The sequence below is a fragment of the Henriciella mobilis genome (genome assembly GCF_003576315.1).
In the GTDB taxonomy this organism is placed as follows: domain Bacteria; phylum Pseudomonadota; class Alphaproteobacteria; order Caulobacterales; family Hyphomonadaceae; genus Henriciella; species Henriciella mobilis.
In genome coordinates this window covers 772,655-789,181 of sequence record NZ_QWFZ01000003.1, presented here as the reverse complement: position 1 = coordinate 789,181, position 16,527 = coordinate 772,655, and the positions used below count along the sequence as shown (strand labels likewise).

Here is a 16,527-nt window from a genome sequence, read left to right as displayed (position 1 = left end):
TCGGAACAGGGAACGCCGCCAGTCCATGAGTGTCCTGCGCAACACGCTGACCCAGTCGACATGGACGCTTGGCAGCCGGCTTCTCGGATTCCTGCGCGATGTGGTGATCCTTGCCAAGCTTGGCGCCGGGCCCGTTGCCGACGCTTTCTTCACGGCGCTGATGTTCCCGAACCTGTTCCGGCGCGTCTTCGCGGAGGGCGCCTTCGCACAGGCATTCGTACCGGCCTATTCGCGCACGCTTGAGGCCGAGGGGCCGGAAGCGGCCAAGAGACTGGCCGAGGAGACGCTGCGCGGCCTGTTTGCCGTGACGGCTTTTCTTGTCGTCATTGCGCAGGTGGCCATGCCCTGGATCATGATCCTGCTGCATGGCGGCTATCGCAATGACCCGGTGCATTTCCCGCTGGCGATCCTGCTGACCCAGATCACCATGCCGTACCTGTCCTTCATGGCGCTTGCGGCGCTCTTGTCGGGTGTCCTGAATTCGGGCGGCCGGTTCGCCATGTCGGCGGCTGCGCCGACCCTGCTGAATTTTTCCCTTCTCATTGGCGCCTTTATCGGCGGCAATAACTACGAAGTGGCACGCTCGCTGGCGGTCGCTGTTTCGGTGGCCGGCCTCCTGCAGGTCGCCCTGCTCTGGTATGGCGTCTCGCGCCAGAAGATCCGGCTGCGGCTTGGCTTTCCGAAGCTGACCCCCGGCGTGAAACGGGTCGCTGCGCTGGCGGTGCCCGGCACGATCGCGGCCTCCGGCATGCAGATCAACATTCTCGTCAGCCAGGCGCTCGCCAGTTTCGAGACCGGGGCGAAGACATGGCTCTATTCCGCCGACCGGCTGTATCAGCTCCCGCTTGGACTGGTCGGCGTCGCGGTCGGGCTTGCCATCCTGCCGCGCCTGTCGCGCGCGGCGCGCTCGGACGACCAGGTCCAGAGCCAGTCGGTGATGGACAATGGCGTCGGCCTCGCCATGGCGCTGACCGTGCCGGCGGCTGCCGCGCTGATGGCCGCCCCCTTCCTCTTCGTCGACAGCTTCTTCACGCGTGGGGATTTCACCTCCGCCGACGCGCACCAGACCGCCCGCGCGCTTTTCCACTTTGGTTGGGGCGTGCCGGCCTTTGTCCTGATCAAGGTGCTCGCACCCGGCTTTTTCGCCCGCGAGGACACGAAGACGCCCATGGCCTATTCGCTTGTCTCGGTGGGCGTGAACACCGTGCTCGGGGCGAGCCTTTTCTTCTTCCTCAAGTCCCAGGGCATGGATGGCTTTCCGGGCCTTGCCATCGCGACCAGCACGGCGGCCTGGGTAAATGCCGGCTTGCTCTTCCTCGGCCTCGGGCGGCGCAGCTGGTATGCGCCGGGGGCGCAGCTCATCCGCCGGCTGGCATCGGTACTGGCGGCATCGGCCGCGCTCGCTGCCCTGCTCTGGTATCTCGCGGCCCGGACCGACCTCATTGCGAGCTATACGCTGGACTCGAAATTCCTCGCCGCCGTCGTGATCGGCTTTGCCGGCCTGTTCGCCTATGGCGTCTTCGCGCTCGTCTTCGGCGCCATCCGGCCAAGCGAGCTGAAACCCGCCCGAAAGGGCTGAGCGCAATCGGGGGCTAGGCGTATCGGAGCGCTTGCGCTATTGGCCCGCGCATGACTGACGAACAGACCTCGACCTATGCCGGGCCCCAGCGGGTCTTTTCCGGCATCCAGCCCACCGGGAACCTCCATCTGGGGAATTATCTCGGTGCCCTGAAGAAATTCGCCAGGCTTCAGGATGCTGGCTGGGAGTGTGTTTACTGCGTCGTCGACCTGCACGCCATCACCATGCCGTACGACACAAAGGCGCTTGCAAACCAGACGCGCCAGATCGCGGCCGCCATGATGGCCAGCGGCGTCGATCCGGAAAAATCAGTACTTTTCGTACAGTCATCCGTGCGCGCGCATACCGAACTGACCTGGGTCTTCGACAGCGTCGCGCGCATGGGCTGGCTCGAAAAAATGATCCAGTTCAAAGAGAAGTCGGGCAAGGATGCCGAGCGCGCATCCGTCGGCCTGTTCAACTATCCTGTCCTGCAGGCGGCCGATATCCTTGCCTACAAGGCGACCCATGTGCCTGTCGGCGAGGACCAGAAGCAGCACCTCGAGCTGTCGCGCAACATTGCCGACCGTTTTAACCGGGACTTTGACGCCCCCGATTTCTTCCCGCTGCCTGAAGCCCTGATCGAAGGTCCCGGCGCGCGGATCATGAGCCTCAAGGACGGCACCAAGAAGATGTCGAAATCCGATCCGGCGGAGAATTCGCGGATCAACCTGATTGACGATGCCGACACGATCGCGCGCAAGATAAAGAAGTCCAAGACCGATACGCTGGGCGACATGCCGAGCGATGTCGAAGGTCTCGAGGGCCGCCCGGAAGTCGCCAACCTCGTCGGCATCTACGGCGCGCTGGCCAATATGAGTGACGAGCAGGTGCTGGCCGAATATGGTGGCAAGGGTTTTGGCACGTTCAAGCCGGCGCTGGCGGAGCTTGCGGTCGATCACCTGTCGCCGATCACGGCCCGCATGCGCGAGCTCATGGACAATCCCGGCGAGATCGATGCGGCCCTGCGCAAGGGTGCGGAGAAGGCCAATGCGATTGCCGAGCCGATCATGGATGAGGTGCGGCAGATCGTCGGCTTCTGGCGGCCATAAGCTCGTGAGATGCATGGGGCTTCCAAAAAGGATGTCCCCCATGCGCCTCGCCGCCCTATTTCTCGCCCCCGCCCTGCTCGCGGCCTGTCAGCCTGCCTCGACCGCGTCTGATGGCGAGCCTGTCCTGTCCTACACGGATGCTTTCATCATGGCCCCGATTGCCGGGCGCGACATCACGATGGGCGGGATCGAGATAACGGTCGAGGGCGGCGATGTAAGGCTGACAGGGGTCAGCAGCGACGTAGCCACGACCGTCGAAACCCACTCCATGGCGATGGTGGACGACCGGATGCAGATGCGCCCCGTTGATGGCTGGGACCTGAAGGCTGGCGACACGCTGAAACTCGACCGCGGCGGCGACCACCTGATGTTCTTCGGCGTCGATGAGGCGCTGGCAGCGGGCGACACGGCCAACATCACCTTCTATTTCGATGTTGCAGGCCGCGAGGAACCGCTGACGCTGGAAGCCGAAGCCGAGGTGCGCGCGCAGGGGGAGTGAGGTTCAGGCCCTTACTTCTTCGATCCGGTCACGTGTTCCTGGAACTTGATGACGCGTGGGACGATTTCCTTGCGGAAGCGTGAGCCGTTGAAGACGCCGTAATGGCCAACGCCCGGCTGGATGTAGTCTTCCTTCATCTTGTCCGGGATGCGCGTGCAGAGATCATGCGCAGCCTGCGTCTGGCCAATACCGGAAATGTCGTCCAGCTCACCCTCGACCGTCATCAGGCCGACCGTCTCGATGGCGCCCGGCTTGACCAGCCGCTCATCGCGATAGCGGTACTCGCCGCGCGCCAGCAGCGCCTTCTGGAAGACGCGCTCGATGGTCTGGATGTAGAACTCCTCGGTCAGGTCGAGCACGGACAGGTATTCGTCATAGAAAGTCTTGTGCTTTTCGGCGCTGTCCTCGTCGCCCTCGACAAGGTGCTCGAAGAAGCGGTGCTGGGCATCGACATGGCGATCCCAGTTCATGTGCATGAAGGAGGTGAGCTGGACAAAGCCCGGATAGACCCGGCGGAACGCACCCGGCCACGGCGCGGGCACGGTGTGGATCATCTTGGAGCGGAACCAGTCGAGGCTGCGCTCTTCCGACAGCTTGTTCGGCACGGTCGGCGAGCGGCGCGCATCGATGGGCGAGCCCATGAAGGTCATCGTCGCCGGCAGGTCCGGCGAGCCGTCCTCGGCCATCATCGCGATCGCGGCAAGGACCGGCGGGCCGGGCTGGCAGACCGCCAGCACGTGAACACCAGCATCGAGGAAGTCCAGCATGTCGCGGATGTGGTCGATATAATCATCGAGATCGAAGCGGCCGAACCAGATCGGCGCCATGCGCGCATCCGTCCAGTCCGTAATGTAGACGTCGTGTGTCGGCAGGAAGGCCTCGACCGTACCGCGCAGAAGCGTCGCATAGTGGCCTGAAAGCGGCGCGACGATCAGCAGTTCCGGCCGGTTCTTCGGGGCGTCTTCAGTGTCGAAATGGACAAGCTGGCACCAGGGCGATGCCCAGACGGTGCGCGGGGTCACTTCAAGCGTACGGCCATTGATCTCGGTCGTCGGGATCTGCCACTCGGGCTTTCCATAAAACCGGGTGGCGCGCTCGAACACGCTCGTCGCGGCCGAAATGGACCGTCCAAACTGCGATTCACGGAAGGGGTTTGTCGGCGAGGTCCAGATTGAATGCGCCGCCTTGGCATGCAGCCGTAACGGCGCCATGGCCGCCTTGTTCATTTCCACCAGCGTGTAAAGCACTCGACCAACCTCTCATGTTGCACTGCAACATATGCGCACAATTCTCCGGAATTGCAATGCGCAGCTACTGCCGCAACAGTTGTGCCAGACAGGTGGCCATGTCCTCGGGGTTGGAATCGCCCTCGGCGAAGAAGGTCTTCAGCTTCCAGTCCTCGTCCATCAGGTAGAGAAGCGAAGTGTGGTCCATCGTATATTCACCGGCACTTTCCGGCGTCTCGATCCGGTCATAGCCGACGAAGAATTCGTCCGCGACAGCCGCGATCTGCTCCGGCGTGCCCGTCAGGCCGACAAGGTTTTCGGGAAATGCATTGCTGGCGACATAGGTCTTCAGCGCTTCGGGCGTGTCGCGCTCCGGGTCGACGCTGATCAGCAGGGTCTGCGGCGGCTCGATATCCTCCGGCAGGGACCGGTAGGCATTGGCAATGCCAACCAGCGTACCCGGACAGACATCCGGGCAGTAGGTAAAGCCGAAATAGATCAGGGTCGGCCGGCCCTTGAAGTCTTCCTCGGTGACCTCGACGCCATCCTGGTTTGTCAGGGTGAACGGCCCGCCTATTTCCTCATAGGACCGCGTGGTGCAGCTTGCCAGGGAACCGCCGGCCGTTGTCTTCACCGGCTGTTCACCGCTACAGGCGACGAGAAGGGCGGCCAGCGCCACAGAGATTGTGTGAAACGGTTTCATGGCCGAATGTATGTCGCGCGAGCGGGGCTGCTTCAAGCGGGCGCCTCACGCGAAACAGTGTCGCAGGAGTTCAATGGACGACGTCACAGTCAATCGGGAAGGGTTCGAGCAGGCGCTCTACAGTCTGCTGCCGACCGGGCTTGCCGGCGTCGATGCTGCGCGCGGACGGGCCCGGCTGCGAACCCTCGTCACGCTGCGCTGGCTCGCCGTCGCGGGGCAGACGGCGGCCGTCGTCGTGGTTCAGTTCATTCTCGGCTTCGACATGCCGCTCGGCCTTTGCCTGACAGTCATTGCCGCCTCGGCCTGGCTGAATGTCTTCCTGTCCTTTGCGATGCGCGAGCAGGTGCTCCTCAAGGGCTGGGAAGCCACGCTGCAGCTGGCCTTCGACACCGTGCAGCTGGCCATGCTCATCACGCTGACAGGCGGGCTGTCCAACCCCTTCCTGCTTTTCCTCCTGGCGCCCGTGACGGTCGCAGCCACCAGCCTCAGGCCGCGTTTCTCGGTCATCATATCGCTGCTGGCGATCAGCTGCGCAGCCCTGATGCCGCTTTTTTCCTTCGGCCTGCCCTGGCGTACCGACCAGGTCTTCACCCTGCCGCCGCTTTTCGAATGGGGTCATTTCGCAGCGCTTGGCATCGGGGTGCTCTTTTTCGTGGTTTCGTCGGCCCGCCTCAATGAGGATGAAGCCCGGCTGGTACGCGCGCTCGATGCCGCCTCCGTGGTGATGGCGCGCGAGCAGCGCCTGTCAGCCCTTGGCGCCATGGCCGCCATGACGGCCCATGAACTCGGCACGCCGCTCGCCACCATCCACCTTGTCGCGCGGGAGCTGTCAGACGATCTCGAGGATGAAGACCCACACCGCGAGGACGTCCAGCTGATCGCCGAACAGGCCGAACGCTGCCGGGAGATCCTCGGCCAGCTGAGCCGGGCCCGCGAGGCCGAGGACATCGTCCACGCCAATATGCCGCTCAGCGCGCTGGTCGAGGAGGCCGCCGCGCCCTTCAAGGGGCTGGGCGTCGAGTTGCGGGTGACCTATGCGCCCGGCGATGGCGGCGAGGCGCGCGTCCCGATGATCCGGCGCAGCCCGGAAATCCTGCACGCGCTTGGCGCCTTCATCGAGAACGCCGTCAGCTTTGCCGACAGCCAGGTCCGCGCCGTCGCGAGCTGGACCGGCCACCAGTTCATGGTGACGATCACCGATGACGGGCCGGGCTTTGCCGCAGAGGTCATGCCGAAGCTGGGCGAGCCCTATGTTTCCCAGCGCAGCGAGGCGCATCTGGGCGGCGGCGACATGGGCCTTGGCTTCTTCATCGCGAAGACGCTGATCGAGCGCACAGGCGGGCGGATCGCGACGCGAAACAGGATTCCGCCAAGACATGGCGCAATCGTTCAGGCCGTGTGGCCACGAAAAGCACTCGAATCCTTGGAATCTGACCGTATGCAGATAAATAGTCCGCAAGTGGAGAGCAAATCTGATGGACTATAACGTCACCGTAAAACTTCATGAGGCCTTGAAGGACGTCGAAGACAGGACGTGCCTCGTCCTCGATGATGATGGCCCCTTCCTGCAGCGCCTCGGCCGGGCCCTCACCCAGCGTGGCTTTCTGGTCTCGGCTGTGTCTTCGGCCGCCGAAGCCAAGGATATCTGCCGCATGAACCCGCCGGCTTTCGCCGTGCTGGACCTGCGCCTTGAAGACGGATCAGGCCTCGACGTCGTTGAAACGCTTCACCGCTATCGTCCCGAAGCCCGCGCCGTCATCCTGACCGGTTACGGCGCCATCGCCACCGCCGTCGCTGCCGTGAAGGCCGGCGCCGCCGACTATCTCGCCAAGCCGGCAGAGGTCGAGGACATCATCCGCGCGCTGGTGAACACAGGCGAAGGCATGCCCGAGCCGCCGGAAAACCCGATGTCGGCTGACCGCGTGCGCTGGGAACACATCCAGCGCGTCTACGAGCTGTGCAATCACAATGTCTCGGAAACCGCGCGCCGCCTCAACATGCACCGCCGCACCCTGCAGCGCATCCTGGCCAAGCGCGCGCCGCGTTAAGGCCCCTTCGGCCCAAGGTCTGACGTCTTCCCTTTCCTTGCCGGGTCGGGTGTCTTGTCCTTGAACTTGCAGATATCGGCGATGACGCAGTCCCAGCATTTCGGCTTTCGCGCGGTGCAGACATAGCGCCCGTGCAGGATCAGCCAGTGATGGGCGCCCTTCCTGAACTCGTCCGGTGTGACCCGCTCGAGCTGCGCCTCGACCTCGTCCGGCGTCTTGCCTGGCGCGAGGCCGGTGCGGTTGGAGACGCGGAAGATGTGCGTATCCACGGCGATCGTCTCATGCCCGAACGCTTCGTTCAGAACGACATTCGCCGTCTTGCGCCCGACGCCGGGTAGTTTCGTCAGCGCCTCGCGGGTCTCGGGCACCTTGCCGTCATACTCGTCGACAAGCAGCTGGCTGAGCGCGATGACATTCTTCGCCTTGTTGCGCCACAGGCCGATCGTCTTGATGTGATCGGCGACACCGTCCTCGCCGAGGGCCAGCATCTTCTCCGGCGTGTCCGCGACCTTGAAGAGTTTCTTCGTCGCCTTGTTGACCCCGACATCGGTCGCCTGCGCCGACAGCGCGACGGCGACCACCAGCGTATAGGGATTGTGATACTCAAGCTCGGTCTTCGGCGCCGGGCGATCCTCGGCGAGCGCAGCATAGAGCCGGGCCGTCTTCTCCGGTCCGAGCGTCGGGGCAGCGCGCTTCTTGCGCTTTTTCGGGGCGGGTTTCGCAGGTGTCTTTGTCATCCGCGTGCCTCCACGACAAAGTTCTCAGGTCCTGACCCCAGCGGTGTAAATGCCGCACCAGCCTTATCAAGCCTTCACTTGCCGCCTGCCCGCCCGGGCATAAAATAAGAGCCGATGAGCGAGACACCCTCCACCGTCTATTTCGACGCGACACTGACCCCGAATGTCGCGCTCAGCCCGCGTGCCTTTCTCGTCATCATGAGCCTTGTTGGCGGCATGAGCTTTCTTGGTGGGATCATGTTCCTGTCCATGGGCGCCTTCCCCGTCCTTGGCTGGTTCGGCCTCGACGCCCTCGCCATCTGGTTCGCCTTTCGCAAGAATTTCCAGAACCTCAAGGAAGAGACGACAGTGCGCGTAACGGCCGAGACCATCCGGCTGACCCATGCCCGGCCGGGCCAGGATCGAAAGGAAGTCCACCTGCCGACCGCGTTCACCCGGCTGTCGCTGGCCTATCCCGAACGCAAGCCGAGCGAGCTGCGCCTTGCCCATGGCCAGACGGCCTATGTCATTGGCCGTTTCCTCAGCCCGCGCGAGCGAAAATCCCTGCACGCGGCCATCGAATCCGCCATCGCAAAAGCCCGCGCCGAACGGTACTAACGAAAAAATGACGCAGGCGTCATGGTTTTCTTAAATTCTCTGTGGTAAAGTCCCTTCAAACGAGAAAACCAGCCGGCATGGACCGGTCCATCAGGAGGCACCTACATGGCAGACACAGCAACCACGGTTCGTCATAATCTCGAGCGTCCGAAGTCGACCATTCGCGAAAAGCTGATGGAGTTCCACCTCGACCGGGACGCCCCCATTCCGTCCCCGGAAGATGTCGACATGTCGACCTTCGACATTCTCGACCCGGAACTCTGGCGCCGCGATGCGCACTGGGAATTCTTCAAGTGGCTGCGCGACAATGATCCGGTTCACTACACGCCGGACAGCTTCTCGGGCCCATACTGGTCGGTGACGCGCTATGAGGATGTCCAGGCGGTCGATATCGACCACAAGCGCTTCTCCTCATCCTGGGAATATGGCGGCATCACGCTCGGCGAAGGCTTTGAGGATTTCGAGCTGCCCATGTTCATCGCCATGGACGAGCCGCGCCACTCCGAGCAACGCAAGACGGTTCAGCCAGCCGTTGCGCCGAACATGCTCAAGGAATTCGAGCCGCTGATCCGCTCGCGCACGCAGGGCCTGCTGGATTCGCTGCCCGTGAATGAGCCGTTCGACTGGGTCGATAATGTCTCCATCGAGCTGACGACGATGATGCTCGCCACCCTGTTCGACTTCCCGTTCGAGGAGCGCCGCAAGCTGACGCGCTGGTCGGATGTCGCGGTCAATCCGCACAATCCGGACATCTGCCCGGGCGGCCTCGACCAGTGGAAGCAGGAACTCATGGAATGCCTGACCACCTTCATGGGCATTTTCCAGGAACGCGGTGCCAAGCCGCAGAAGAACGACCTGATCAGCCTGCTCGCGCATGGCGAGAAGACCCGGAACATGACGCCGATGGAGTTGCTCGGCAACGTCATCCTTCTCATTGTCGGCGGCAACGATACGACGCGGAACTCGATGTCGGCCTCGGTCTACACGCTCAACAAGTGGCCGGATCAGTATGACAAGCTGAAGGCCGACCCCTCGATCATCCCGAACATGGTGTCCGAGGTCATTCGCTGGCAGACGCCGCTCGCCTATATGCGCCGCACCGCGCTGGAAGACGTCGAGATGCACGGCAAGACGATCAAGAAAGGCGACCAGGTCGCCATGTGGTACGTCTCCGGCAACCGCGACGAGCGTTTCTGGGACGAAGACCCCAACCGCCTGATCATCGACCGCAAGCAGGCGCGTAACCACCTCTCCTTCGGCTTCGGCATCCACCGCTGCGTGGGCAACCGCCTCGCCGAGCTGCAGCTGCGCATCCTGTGGGAGGAGATCATGGAACGTTTCGAGCATATCGAAGTGCTCGACGAGCCGGAGCGCACCCCGCACTCCTTCGTGAAGGGCTACACCTGGATGCCGGTGATCCTGCACCCGAAGAAAAAATAGGCTGACCGACAAGCCAGACAGACAAAGCCCCGCAAGCTGACGCTTGCGGGGCTTCTACTTGGGACCTCTGATGTGATGAGGATGAGGCCCCTTACTCATCGACCTCGATCAGGCCGGACAGGCGCGTTCGCCCGCCATCCATGACCAGGGTCTCGCCTGTTATGATCGCGCTGGCCGGCTGGGAAAGGTAGAGCGCGGCATCCGCGATCTCGTCCGGCTGGCTGGCGCGGCCCATGGGCGTGCGTCTTTTCAGCCATTCACTCTCGACACTTTCGGCACGCGGGCGCAGCGCGCAGATCGCATTGACCCGGATACGCTTCGGCGCCAGCTCCACGGCGCCGGCCTGCATCACCCCGAGAATGGCATTCTGGACAACGGCATCGCCGAAATCCCCGTAATTCATCTGCTTTGCCGACAGCGACATGATGAAGGTGACCGTCCCCATCTGGGCGCGGCGGCCCATCGTGTCGCCGGCTTCCTCGACACGCGCAGCGACATGTTTCTCGAAAATCTGCAGCGTCATCACCGCGCCGCGCACAGCCCGCAGCTGCAGCTTGTCGAACTCGCCGGTTTCCAGCTCGGTCAAAGGCATGGCGGGTGCGACAGGCGGAATGCAGATAAGATGGTCGACCTGGCCATAGGCCTCGATCGCAGTGGACAGGCAGTTCTTGAGGCCGATCCGGGTGTGCAGCTCTTCATGCTGGACGATGGCCCGGTCGCGCAGGCTGTCGGCGACCCGCTCGACGCGCTTGGGCTGCGGGTCGCAGGCGATGACAGCGTGCCCGGCTTCGCAAAAGCGCCGGGCGATCGCCTCGCCGGTCTGTAGCCCGAGGCCGAGAATGAGTGTGACAGGTTTTTCCATGGTGTCTCCTGATCCGGCAGGATCAGACCGTCCGGATCAGGGTACGCCGGTCTGGTCTTGCCTAGTTCGGGCGGAGAGTGACCAGTTCCTCTTTAATCTTCAGTTTCTTCCTCTTGAGATCATGCAGTCGGATCTCATCGGCAGCAGGACGCTTCTGTTCTTCTTCAATGGCCTCATCAAGCTTGCGATGGCGCGTGTGAAGTTCTTCGATACGACCTTGGATTGACATAGATCAACCTCCTTGCTTGCTGCTGAAAAACTGTGTCTTTCGCATCACAGTAAACCACAAGAAATCGGACTGGTCACGGGGATTCAGATGAAAATCGAGCCAGAAAACGACTCTTTCAGACCCTGGCTGATTTCCGGGCAGTCTTGGCGCGAAACATGGCTTCGTCGGCTTCTGCAATAAGCAAATCAGCAGAGGGCTGGCCGGTCCATTCAATGACCCCGCAGGAGGCGCCAAGCTGGACGGGTGCGGCATCAGGGTCGGCGCCGCTGACGCTCAGCCCGTCGATGCGCTCAACCAGGGAATCGGCCTTCTGGCGGGCATCGGCAAGCCCGGCATGGGTCAGGATCACACCGAACTCGTCACCGCCAAGACGGCCGACAATGTCGGTCTGGCGAACCTGCGCAACGAGGATGTCGCAGACCTGCTTGAGCGCGGCGTCGCCGGCGGCATGGCCGAACCGGTCATTGACCTCCTTGAAGCGGTCGAGGTCGATATAGACGAGGCAGAGCGGCGCGCCATGACGGGCCGCCAGCGCAATCTCGCGCATCAGCTCCCGCTCGAAGGCACGCCGGTTGAAGACCGGGCAGAGCGAATCGCGGTCGGCCAGCGCTTCGACCGCATCGAGACGATGGCGCAGGCGCGCCTCTTCTTCCCGTAGCCAGATGACCTCTTCGGCCAGCGCGCGAAATGCCGCCCGGGCCGCGACATCATGGTCAGACAAGTCGACGCCGAGGGCGTCCAGCAGGTCCATGGCAGGTGATCCGGCCGCGGATTTCACCCTGGTCTGCCTGCCATTACCGGTCTCATTCCCCATACGATTCCTATACGCCAAACTGCCTTGTGCATCCAGCGATCACAGCCGCTTGACGGGGCAAGGCCCTCGCCTATTTTGGGCCGCTTCCTGAAAGGGGGCCAAATGAGCGAACGGGATCCCGTTGTCGGTGTCATCATGGGCAGCCAGTCTGACTGGCCGGTGATGAAGCTTGCCTGCGAAATGCTGGAGACGCTTGGCGTGGCGCATGAAGCGCGGATCGTTTCGGCGCACCGCACACCGGACCGGCTGGCCGACTATGCGAAAGCCGCAAAGGACCGCGGCCTCAAGGTGATCATCGCCGGCGCCGGCGGGGCCGCTCACCTGCCCGGCATGACCGCCGCCATGACCCCGCTGCCCGTGCTCGGCGTGCCGGTGCAATCGCGCGCGCTGAGCGGCCAGGACAGCCTGCTCTCGATTGTGCAGATGCCGAAAGGTGTCCCGGTCGGCACGCTGGCCATCGGTGAGGCAGGCGCAGCGAATGCCGGCATCCTCGCCGCGTCCATCATCGCGCTGGAAGATCCGTCCGTTGCCGCGAAGCTGGACGCCTTCCGCCAGGCACAGACCGAGAGTGTGGCAGAGGTTCCGGAAGGATGACTGCCCTGCCGGCAGGCGCCGTGATCGGCATCCTTGGCGGCGGCCAGCTTGGCCGCATGCTCGCCTCGGCAGCTGCCCGGCTCGGCTTTGACGTGCACATCCTCGCCCCCGAGGACGATCCGCCTGCCGCGCGCGTCGCCGCCAAACACTGGCAGGCCGCCTATGAGGATGAGGACACGCTGACGGCGTTCGCCAGGGCCTGCGATGCCATCACTTATGAATTCGAGAACATCCCGGTCGCCTCGGTCGAGTTCCTCATGGAAAAGGGCGCCATCGTCCGGCCCGGTGCGAAATCCCTCGAGGTCTCGCAGGACCGGCTGAGCGAGAAGCGCTTCCTCAATTCCATCGGGATCGAGACCGGCCATTTCGAAGCGGTGGATTCCGCCGATGACCTGGAAAAGGCGCTCACCCTGCTCGGCGGTGAGGGCCTGCTCAAGACCCGCCGCGATGGCTATGACGGCAAGGGTCAGGTCCGCCTGAAGACGGGCGATGACCTCGCCGCCGCCTATCGCGCCATCGGCGACGTGCCGGCCGTGCTGGAAGCCTTCGTGCCGTTCGAGCGGGAGATCTCCGTTGTGATCGCACGCATGGAAGACGGTACAACCGCTGCGTTCGAACCCAGCATGAACGACCATTCCGGCGGCATCCTGCGCACATCCATCGTGCCATGCGGGCTTGGCGAGGACATTATCGATCGCGCCCGCAGCCTGGCCGAAACGCTGGCCCGGGAAACCGGCCATGTCGGCGTGATGGCGCTGGAACTCTTCGTGCTGGAAGACGGCACGCTGCTCGCCAATGAAGTGGCCCCGCGTGTCCACAATTCCGGCCACTGGACGCCTGAGGCCTGCCTGACAGGCCAGTTCGAGCAGCATATCCGAGCGGTTGCCGGCTGGCCGCTCGGCCCTGTGACACGCGTCTTCGATGCCGAAATGCGCAACCTGCTCGGCAAGGAAGCCCTTAGCCCCCCCGATACCTATACCGAGGATGCGGTGCTCACCCTCTATGGCAAGCGCGAGGCGAAGGCAGGCCGCAAGATGGGCCATGTCGTCTGGCGGACCGGGCGCGCCTCGTAAGGCGCGGAACCCGTCAGAGAAGCGACGTCGAGAGCAGGCCGAGGCAGGATACCAGCCCCACCCACGGCACCCAGCCAGGTACGCTGAACACCCATGGGGCGGGCCTGTCGCCCTTACGCTTCAGCTGGACCAGCGCGAAGTTCACGATGGCAAAGACGCTGAGCACCAGCGCGGATGTCGTCTGCGCAAGCGCCTGCACCGGCAGCAGGAGACTGAGCACAAGCGTCGCCGCAACGACAAGGCCTGTCGCGACCAGCGGTGTGCGCGTCGTGGGATTGACCCGCGCCAGTACCGGCGGCAGGCGCCCCCTGTCGGCGAGGCCATACAGCACGCGCGAGGCCATGATCATCTGGATCAGTATGCCATTGAGCGCCGCGATCCCGGCCACCAGCGCAAGCCCGCCGCGCGCGACATCCGCGTCCGCGCCAAAGACGAGCGTCAGCGGCGCGGTCGACTCGCGCAGCGCCTCCAGCGGCACGGCCAGCACGATGACGGAGGTCACGGCAAGATAGAGCAACGTCGAGATGGCCAGCGTGTAGAGGATGGCGCGCGGCATGTTTTTCTGCGGCGCCTTTGCCTCCTCGGCGACATTGACCAGGTCCTCGAAGCCGACAAAGGCGAAGAAGGCGATCAGGCCGCCGGATGCGATGCCCGTCCAGACAGACAGCTCCAGCGGCGGGACGAGTTCGCCGACCCGCGACAGCAGCTCCGGATGGGCGGTCAAGGCATAAGCGATGACGAAGACCAGCCCACCAATTTCGATCAGGGTGAAGGCGGCTGCAATGGCGACCGATTCCAGAATGCCCCAGGCCGCCAGCACGCCAAGGCCGAGCACAATCACAGCAATCAGCAAGGCCGGCGGCCCGGGCACAAGCTGCTCGATATAGGCGGCAGCCCCGATCGACACTGTTGCCGCCGAGACCAGACCAGCCAGCGCAATGGTCAGGCCGACCAGCAGGGTCAGCCATGGCAGGCCGAGCCCGCTCTCGACAAAGACTGCCTCGCCCGCGCTGACCGGATAGCGGGTGCTGAACTCGGCATAGCTCAGCCCGCTGAAGGTCACGATGGCCGCCGCCAGCAGGAAGGAGAGCGGCGCGTACATGCCCGCCTCTTCAGCCGTCAGCCCGATGAGAACATAGATCCCTGCCCCGATTGTGACGCCGAGGCCGTAAAGCACCAGCAGCGGCAGGGTCAGCCGCCGGCTGAGCGCATAATGCGGCGGAGCGGCCTCAGGCGGGGTCGGGTCGCTGGATGACATGGTGTGACACTAGCGGCTCAAGCCACCGCAACCCAATAAGGACAAGGCCGTATGCGCCCGAAATATAGCTAATTCCCGTTACTGGAATATGTTTGATCCTGATCGCATCGGGGGGGCCTGAATGGCTGAAGAAAAATCGACGTTCGGCCGGCCGCTCAAGGCCTTGCGCATCCAGTTCCGCTGGCTCTTGCGCAAGATGTCGAACAGCATCGACCATACAGAAGTCATCGACCATGTGCGCAGTGAAGGCCTGCTGTCCGGCCGATACGTTTTCATGATCGTGATGTCGTGTGCGATTGCGACGCTCGGCCTCCTGCTCTCCTCACCGGCCGTCATCATCGGCGCCATGCTCATTTCGCCGCTCATGGGACCAATCATGCTGATGGGCTTTTCGCTCAGCATCCTGGACTGGCCGGCCCTGCGGCGGGGCATGCTGTCCATGGGATGCGGAACAGTTGCAGCAATTGCCATCTCCTTTCTGATCACGCTGGTTTCGCCATTGAGCGATGCGACACCGGAAATCCTCGCCCGCACGCGGCCGAATTTCTTCGACCTCCTCGTCGCCGTCTTTTCCGGTCTCGCCGGCGGATATGCCGTGATCAACCGCAAGGGAGAGACGATTGTCGGTGTTGCCATCGCCACCGCCCTGATGCCGCCTTTGGCGGTAACCGGCTTCGGGCTTGCGGTCGGATCGCTGTCAATTGCGGGCGGGGCCTTTTTCCTTTTCATGACCAACCTCTTGGCGATTGCCCTGTCGGTAACCATCCTGTCGCGGCTCTACAGTTTCGGCGCCGAGCACGGCTCGAAAAGCACGCTCTGGCAGACGGCGCTGGTCGTGTCGGTGTTTGCCGCCCTGTCGATTCCGCTCGGCCTCGCCCTGCGCGACATCGCCTATGAAACGCGGGTGCTGAACCTGGTGAAGTCATCGCTGCTGGATCCGTTCCAGGAAAGCAGGGCCCGCGTGGCGGACGTCTCTGTCTCCTTCCCGAAAAATGGCGACCTCACCGTTCAGGCAACTGTGCGCACGCGCCAGCAGGTCGCGGGCGCGGAAGCAAGCCTCGCTGAGAAACTCTCGGCGGAGCTTGGCCGGCCGGTCCTTGTCGATCTCGACCAGGTTCTCGTGGATGAGGACAAGGCGCTGGAAACGGAGAGCTTCATGCGCCTGGCTGACAGCTCCATCGGTGCGCCGCTCAGGGAAGAGATTTCCCGACTGGAGTCGATGACCCGACAGAGCCAGGGCGCAAGCGCACTGCGCGCGGCCATCCCGTTTGAATACACAGCGGCAGACATAGACAGCGACGCCCTGCGCGCGACGATTTTCGCCAAGCCGACGGACACGCTTTCCCTGTCAGCCTTCAGGACCATAGAATCTCGAATGTCCTCCAACTTCGCAGACTGGACGGTCGTCATCATTCCGCCCGTCAGTGAACTGCCTGCCATCGCGTTCGAAACCGGTAGCGCCGACATCAGCGACCAGGGCGAATCGGTCCTTGGCGACAGCGTCTGGGCCTTGCAGCGCTGGGGCGCCGGCGCGGTGGAAGTCGTCGGCTATGCATCGACCTCGGGCGAGGTGCAACGGTTCGACAATCGCAGTCTGGCAATCCGGCGCGCACAGGCGGTTGCCGATCGGCTGCAGGCGCTTGGATTCGAGGCGACGCCCATCGGCGAGTACCGTGCCTTCCGCCAGACCGCCGACGAACGCGAACGCGGCTATCGCAGTTTCCAGGCAGTCATCATCCGGCCCGTCAGCTGACCGGTCTCACGGCGGGCGGCCTGC

At 63.5% G+C, this 16,527-nt stretch carries 17 protein-coding genes; 10 read left to right on the top strand and 7 right to left on the bottom strand.

Translation table 11 applies throughout. From position 1 onward, the window contains the following. Window positions 1-25: 25 nt before the first annotated feature. The 3 genes from murJ to D1227_RS04030 are packed head-to-tail and all read left to right on the top strand — an operon-like array spanning window position 26 to window position 3,169. On the top strand, window positions 26-1,579 hold the full coding sequence (gene murJ, locus D1227_RS04040; RefSeq protein ID WP_119403867.1) for a murein biosynthesis integral membrane protein MurJ: 1,554 nt from the start codon (window positions 26-28) through the stop codon (window positions 1,577-1,579). A gap of 50 nt (window positions 1,580-1,629) precedes the next feature. Then, the gene (trpS, locus tag D1227_RS04035; protein WP_119403866.1) at window positions 1,630-2,670 is read left to right on the top strand and encodes a tryptophan--tRNA ligase; all 1,041 of its coding nucleotides are present in this window, start codon (window positions 1,630-1,632) and stop codon (window positions 2,668-2,670) included. A gap of 40 nt (window positions 2,671-2,710) precedes the next feature. Next, window positions 2,711-3,169, top strand: a complete 459-nt coding sequence (locus D1227_RS04030; RefSeq protein ID WP_158586558.1) for a copper chaperone PCu(A)C — start codon at window positions 2,711-2,713, stop codon at window positions 3,167-3,169. Window positions 3,170-3,180: 11 nt separating this feature from the next. Here D1227_RS04030 and D1227_RS04025 read toward each other — a convergent pair whose 3' ends face one another. Both D1227_RS04025 and D1227_RS04020 read right to left on the bottom strand, forming a co-directional pair. After that, complete coding sequence (locus D1227_RS04025; RefSeq protein WP_119403864.1) at window positions 3,181-4,416, bottom strand: polyhydroxyalkanoate depolymerase; 1,236 nt, start codon at window positions 4,414-4,416, stop codon at window positions 3,181-3,183. Between the two features lie 64 nt (window positions 4,417-4,480). Then, window positions 4,481-5,134 carry an SCO family protein gene (locus D1227_RS04020; protein WP_233349607.1) on the bottom strand — a complete coding sequence of 218 codons (654 nt, stop codon included), beginning with the start codon at window positions 5,132-5,134 and terminating at the stop codon, window positions 4,481-4,483. A 37-nt stretch (window positions 5,135-5,171) separates the two neighbouring features. Here D1227_RS04020 and D1227_RS04015 point away from each other — a divergent pair, with 37 nt between their 5' ends. Together D1227_RS04015 and D1227_RS04010 are read left to right on the top strand one after the other, a co-directional pair. Further along, window positions 5,172-6,584, top strand: coding sequence for an ActS/PrrB/RegB family redox-sensitive histidine kinase (locus tag D1227_RS04015; RefSeq protein WP_119403863.1), 1,413 nt, complete (start codon window positions 5,172-5,174; stop codon window positions 6,582-6,584). After that, complete coding sequence (locus D1227_RS04010) at window positions 6,574-7,146, top strand: ActR/PrrA/RegA family redox response regulator transcription factor (protein WP_119375939.1); 573 nt, start codon at window positions 6,574-6,576, stop codon at window positions 7,144-7,146. Before D1227_RS04015 ends, D1227_RS04010 begins: the two co-directional genes overlap by 11 nt. On the opposite strand, the gene nth is transcribed toward D1227_RS04010, so the two are convergent. After that, window positions 7,143-7,883 carry an endonuclease III gene (gene nth / locus D1227_RS04005; RefSeq protein ID WP_119403862.1) on the bottom strand — a complete coding sequence of 247 codons (741 nt, stop codon included), beginning with the start codon at window positions 7,881-7,883 and terminating at the stop codon, window positions 7,143-7,145. The genes D1227_RS04010 and nth overlap by 4 nt on opposite strands. Window positions 7,884-7,997: 114 nt before the next feature. Here nth and D1227_RS04000 point away from each other — a divergent pair, with 114 nt between their 5' ends. Beyond that, window positions 7,998-8,480, top strand: coding sequence for a DUF2244 domain-containing protein (locus D1227_RS04000; protein ID WP_119403861.1), 483 nt, complete (start codon window positions 7,998-8,000; stop codon window positions 8,478-8,480). 105 nt (window positions 8,481-8,585) lie between these two features. Beyond that, the gene (locus D1227_RS03995) at window positions 8,586-9,920 is read left to right on the top strand and encodes a cytochrome P450 (protein ID WP_119403860.1); all 1,335 of its coding nucleotides are present in this window, start codon (window positions 8,586-8,588) and stop codon (window positions 9,918-9,920) included. A 91-nt stretch (window positions 9,921-10,011) separates the two neighbouring features. On the opposite strand, the gene D1227_RS03990 is transcribed toward D1227_RS03995, so the two are convergent. The 3 genes from D1227_RS03990 to D1227_RS03980 all read right to left on the bottom strand — a co-directional run bounded on the left by D1227_RS03990 (window position 10,012) and on the right by D1227_RS03980 (window position 11,762). Further along, complete coding sequence (locus tag D1227_RS03990) at window positions 10,012-10,782, bottom strand: SDR family NAD(P)-dependent oxidoreductase (RefSeq protein WP_119403859.1); 771 nt, start codon at window positions 10,780-10,782, stop codon at window positions 10,012-10,014. Between the two features lie 61 nt (window positions 10,783-10,843). Then, window positions 10,844-11,011, bottom strand: coding sequence for a YdcH family protein (locus D1227_RS03985; RefSeq protein WP_119375934.1), 168 nt, complete (start codon window positions 11,009-11,011; stop codon window positions 10,844-10,846). Between the two features lie 115 nt (window positions 11,012-11,126). Beyond that, the gene (locus tag D1227_RS03980) at window positions 11,127-11,762 is read right to left on the bottom strand and encodes a GGDEF domain-containing protein (protein ID WP_233349609.1); all 636 of its coding nucleotides are present in this window, start codon (window positions 11,760-11,762) and stop codon (window positions 11,127-11,129) included. A gap of 165 nt (window positions 11,763-11,927) precedes the next feature. Between D1227_RS03980 and purE the strand changes: the two genes are divergently transcribed. Then, window positions 11,928-12,419, top strand: coding sequence for a 5-(carboxyamino)imidazole ribonucleotide mutase (gene purE / locus D1227_RS03975; RefSeq protein ID WP_119403857.1), 492 nt, complete (start codon window positions 11,928-11,930; stop codon window positions 12,417-12,419). Further along, window positions 12,416-13,492: a 5-(carboxyamino)imidazole ribonucleotide synthase gene (locus D1227_RS03970; RefSeq protein WP_119403856.1), complete on the top strand. Its 1,077-nt coding sequence runs from the start codon at window positions 12,416-12,418 to the stop codon at window positions 13,490-13,492. Before purE ends, D1227_RS03970 begins: the two co-directional genes overlap by 4 nt. 13 nt (window positions 13,493-13,505) lie before the next feature. Here D1227_RS03970 and D1227_RS03965 read toward each other — a convergent pair whose 3' ends face one another. Beyond that, entirely contained in the window at window positions 13,506-14,750 is a 1,245-nt protein-coding gene (locus D1227_RS03965; RefSeq protein ID WP_119403855.1) for an APC family permease, read from the bottom strand. Window positions 14,751-14,871: 121 nt separating this feature from the next. Between D1227_RS03965 and D1227_RS03960 the strand changes: the two genes are divergently transcribed. Next, the gene (locus D1227_RS03960) at window positions 14,872-16,503 is read left to right on the top strand and encodes a DUF389 domain-containing protein (protein WP_119403854.1); all 1,632 of its coding nucleotides are present in this window, start codon (window positions 14,872-14,874) and stop codon (window positions 16,501-16,503) included. Window positions 16,504-16,527: the final 24 nt, after the last annotated feature.

Bases quoted from the DNA above. Each gene is read 5' to 3' on its own strand.
- murJ (WP_119403867.1), top strand. From the start codon at position 26: ATGAGTGTCCTGCGCAACACGCTGACCCAGTCGACATGGACGCTTGGC.
- trpS (WP_119403866.1), top strand. From the start codon at position 1,630: ATGACTGACGAACAGACCTCGACCTATGCCGGGCCCCAGCGGGTCTTT.
- D1227_RS04030 (WP_158586558.1), top strand. From the start codon at position 2,711: ATGCGCCTCGCCGCCCTATTTCTCGCCCCCGCCCTGCTCGCGGCCTGT.
- D1227_RS04015 (WP_119403863.1), top strand. From the start codon at position 5,172: ATGGACGACGTCACAGTCAATCGGGAAGGGTTCGAGCAGGCGCTCTAC.
- D1227_RS04010 (WP_119375939.1), top strand. From the start codon at position 6,574: ATGGACTATAACGTCACCGTAAAACTTCATGAGGCCTTGAAGGACGTC.
- nth (WP_119403862.1), bottom strand. From the start codon at position 7,883: ATGACAAAGACACCTGCGAAACCCGCCCCGAAAAAGCGCAAGAAGCGC.
- D1227_RS04000 (WP_119403861.1), top strand. From the start codon at position 7,998: ATGAGCGAGACACCCTCCACCGTCTATTTCGACGCGACACTGACCCCG.
- D1227_RS03995 (WP_119403860.1), top strand. From the start codon at position 8,586: ATGGCAGACACAGCAACCACGGTTCGTCATAATCTCGAGCGTCCGAAG.
- D1227_RS03990 (WP_119403859.1), bottom strand. From the start codon at position 10,782: ATGGAAAAACCTGTCACACTCATTCTCGGCCTCGGGCTACAGACCGGC.
- D1227_RS03985 (WP_119375934.1), bottom strand. From the start codon at position 11,011: ATGTCAATCCAAGGTCGTATCGAAGAACTTCACACGCGCCATCGCAAG.
- D1227_RS03980 (WP_233349609.1), bottom strand. From the start codon at position 11,762: ATGGACCTGCTGGACGCCCTCGGCGTCGACTTGTCTGACCATGATGTC.
- purE (WP_119403857.1), top strand. From the start codon at position 11,928: ATGAGCGAACGGGATCCCGTTGTCGGTGTCATCATGGGCAGCCAGTCT.
- D1227_RS03970 (WP_119403856.1), top strand. From the start codon at position 12,416: ATGACTGCCCTGCCGGCAGGCGCCGTGATCGGCATCCTTGGCGGCGGC.
- D1227_RS03965 (WP_119403855.1), bottom strand. From the start codon at position 14,750: ATGTCATCCAGCGACCCGACCCCGCCTGAGGCCGCTCCGCCGCATTAT.
- D1227_RS03960 (WP_119403854.1), top strand. From the start codon at position 14,872: ATGGCTGAAGAAAAATCGACGTTCGGCCGGCCGCTCAAGGCCTTGCGC.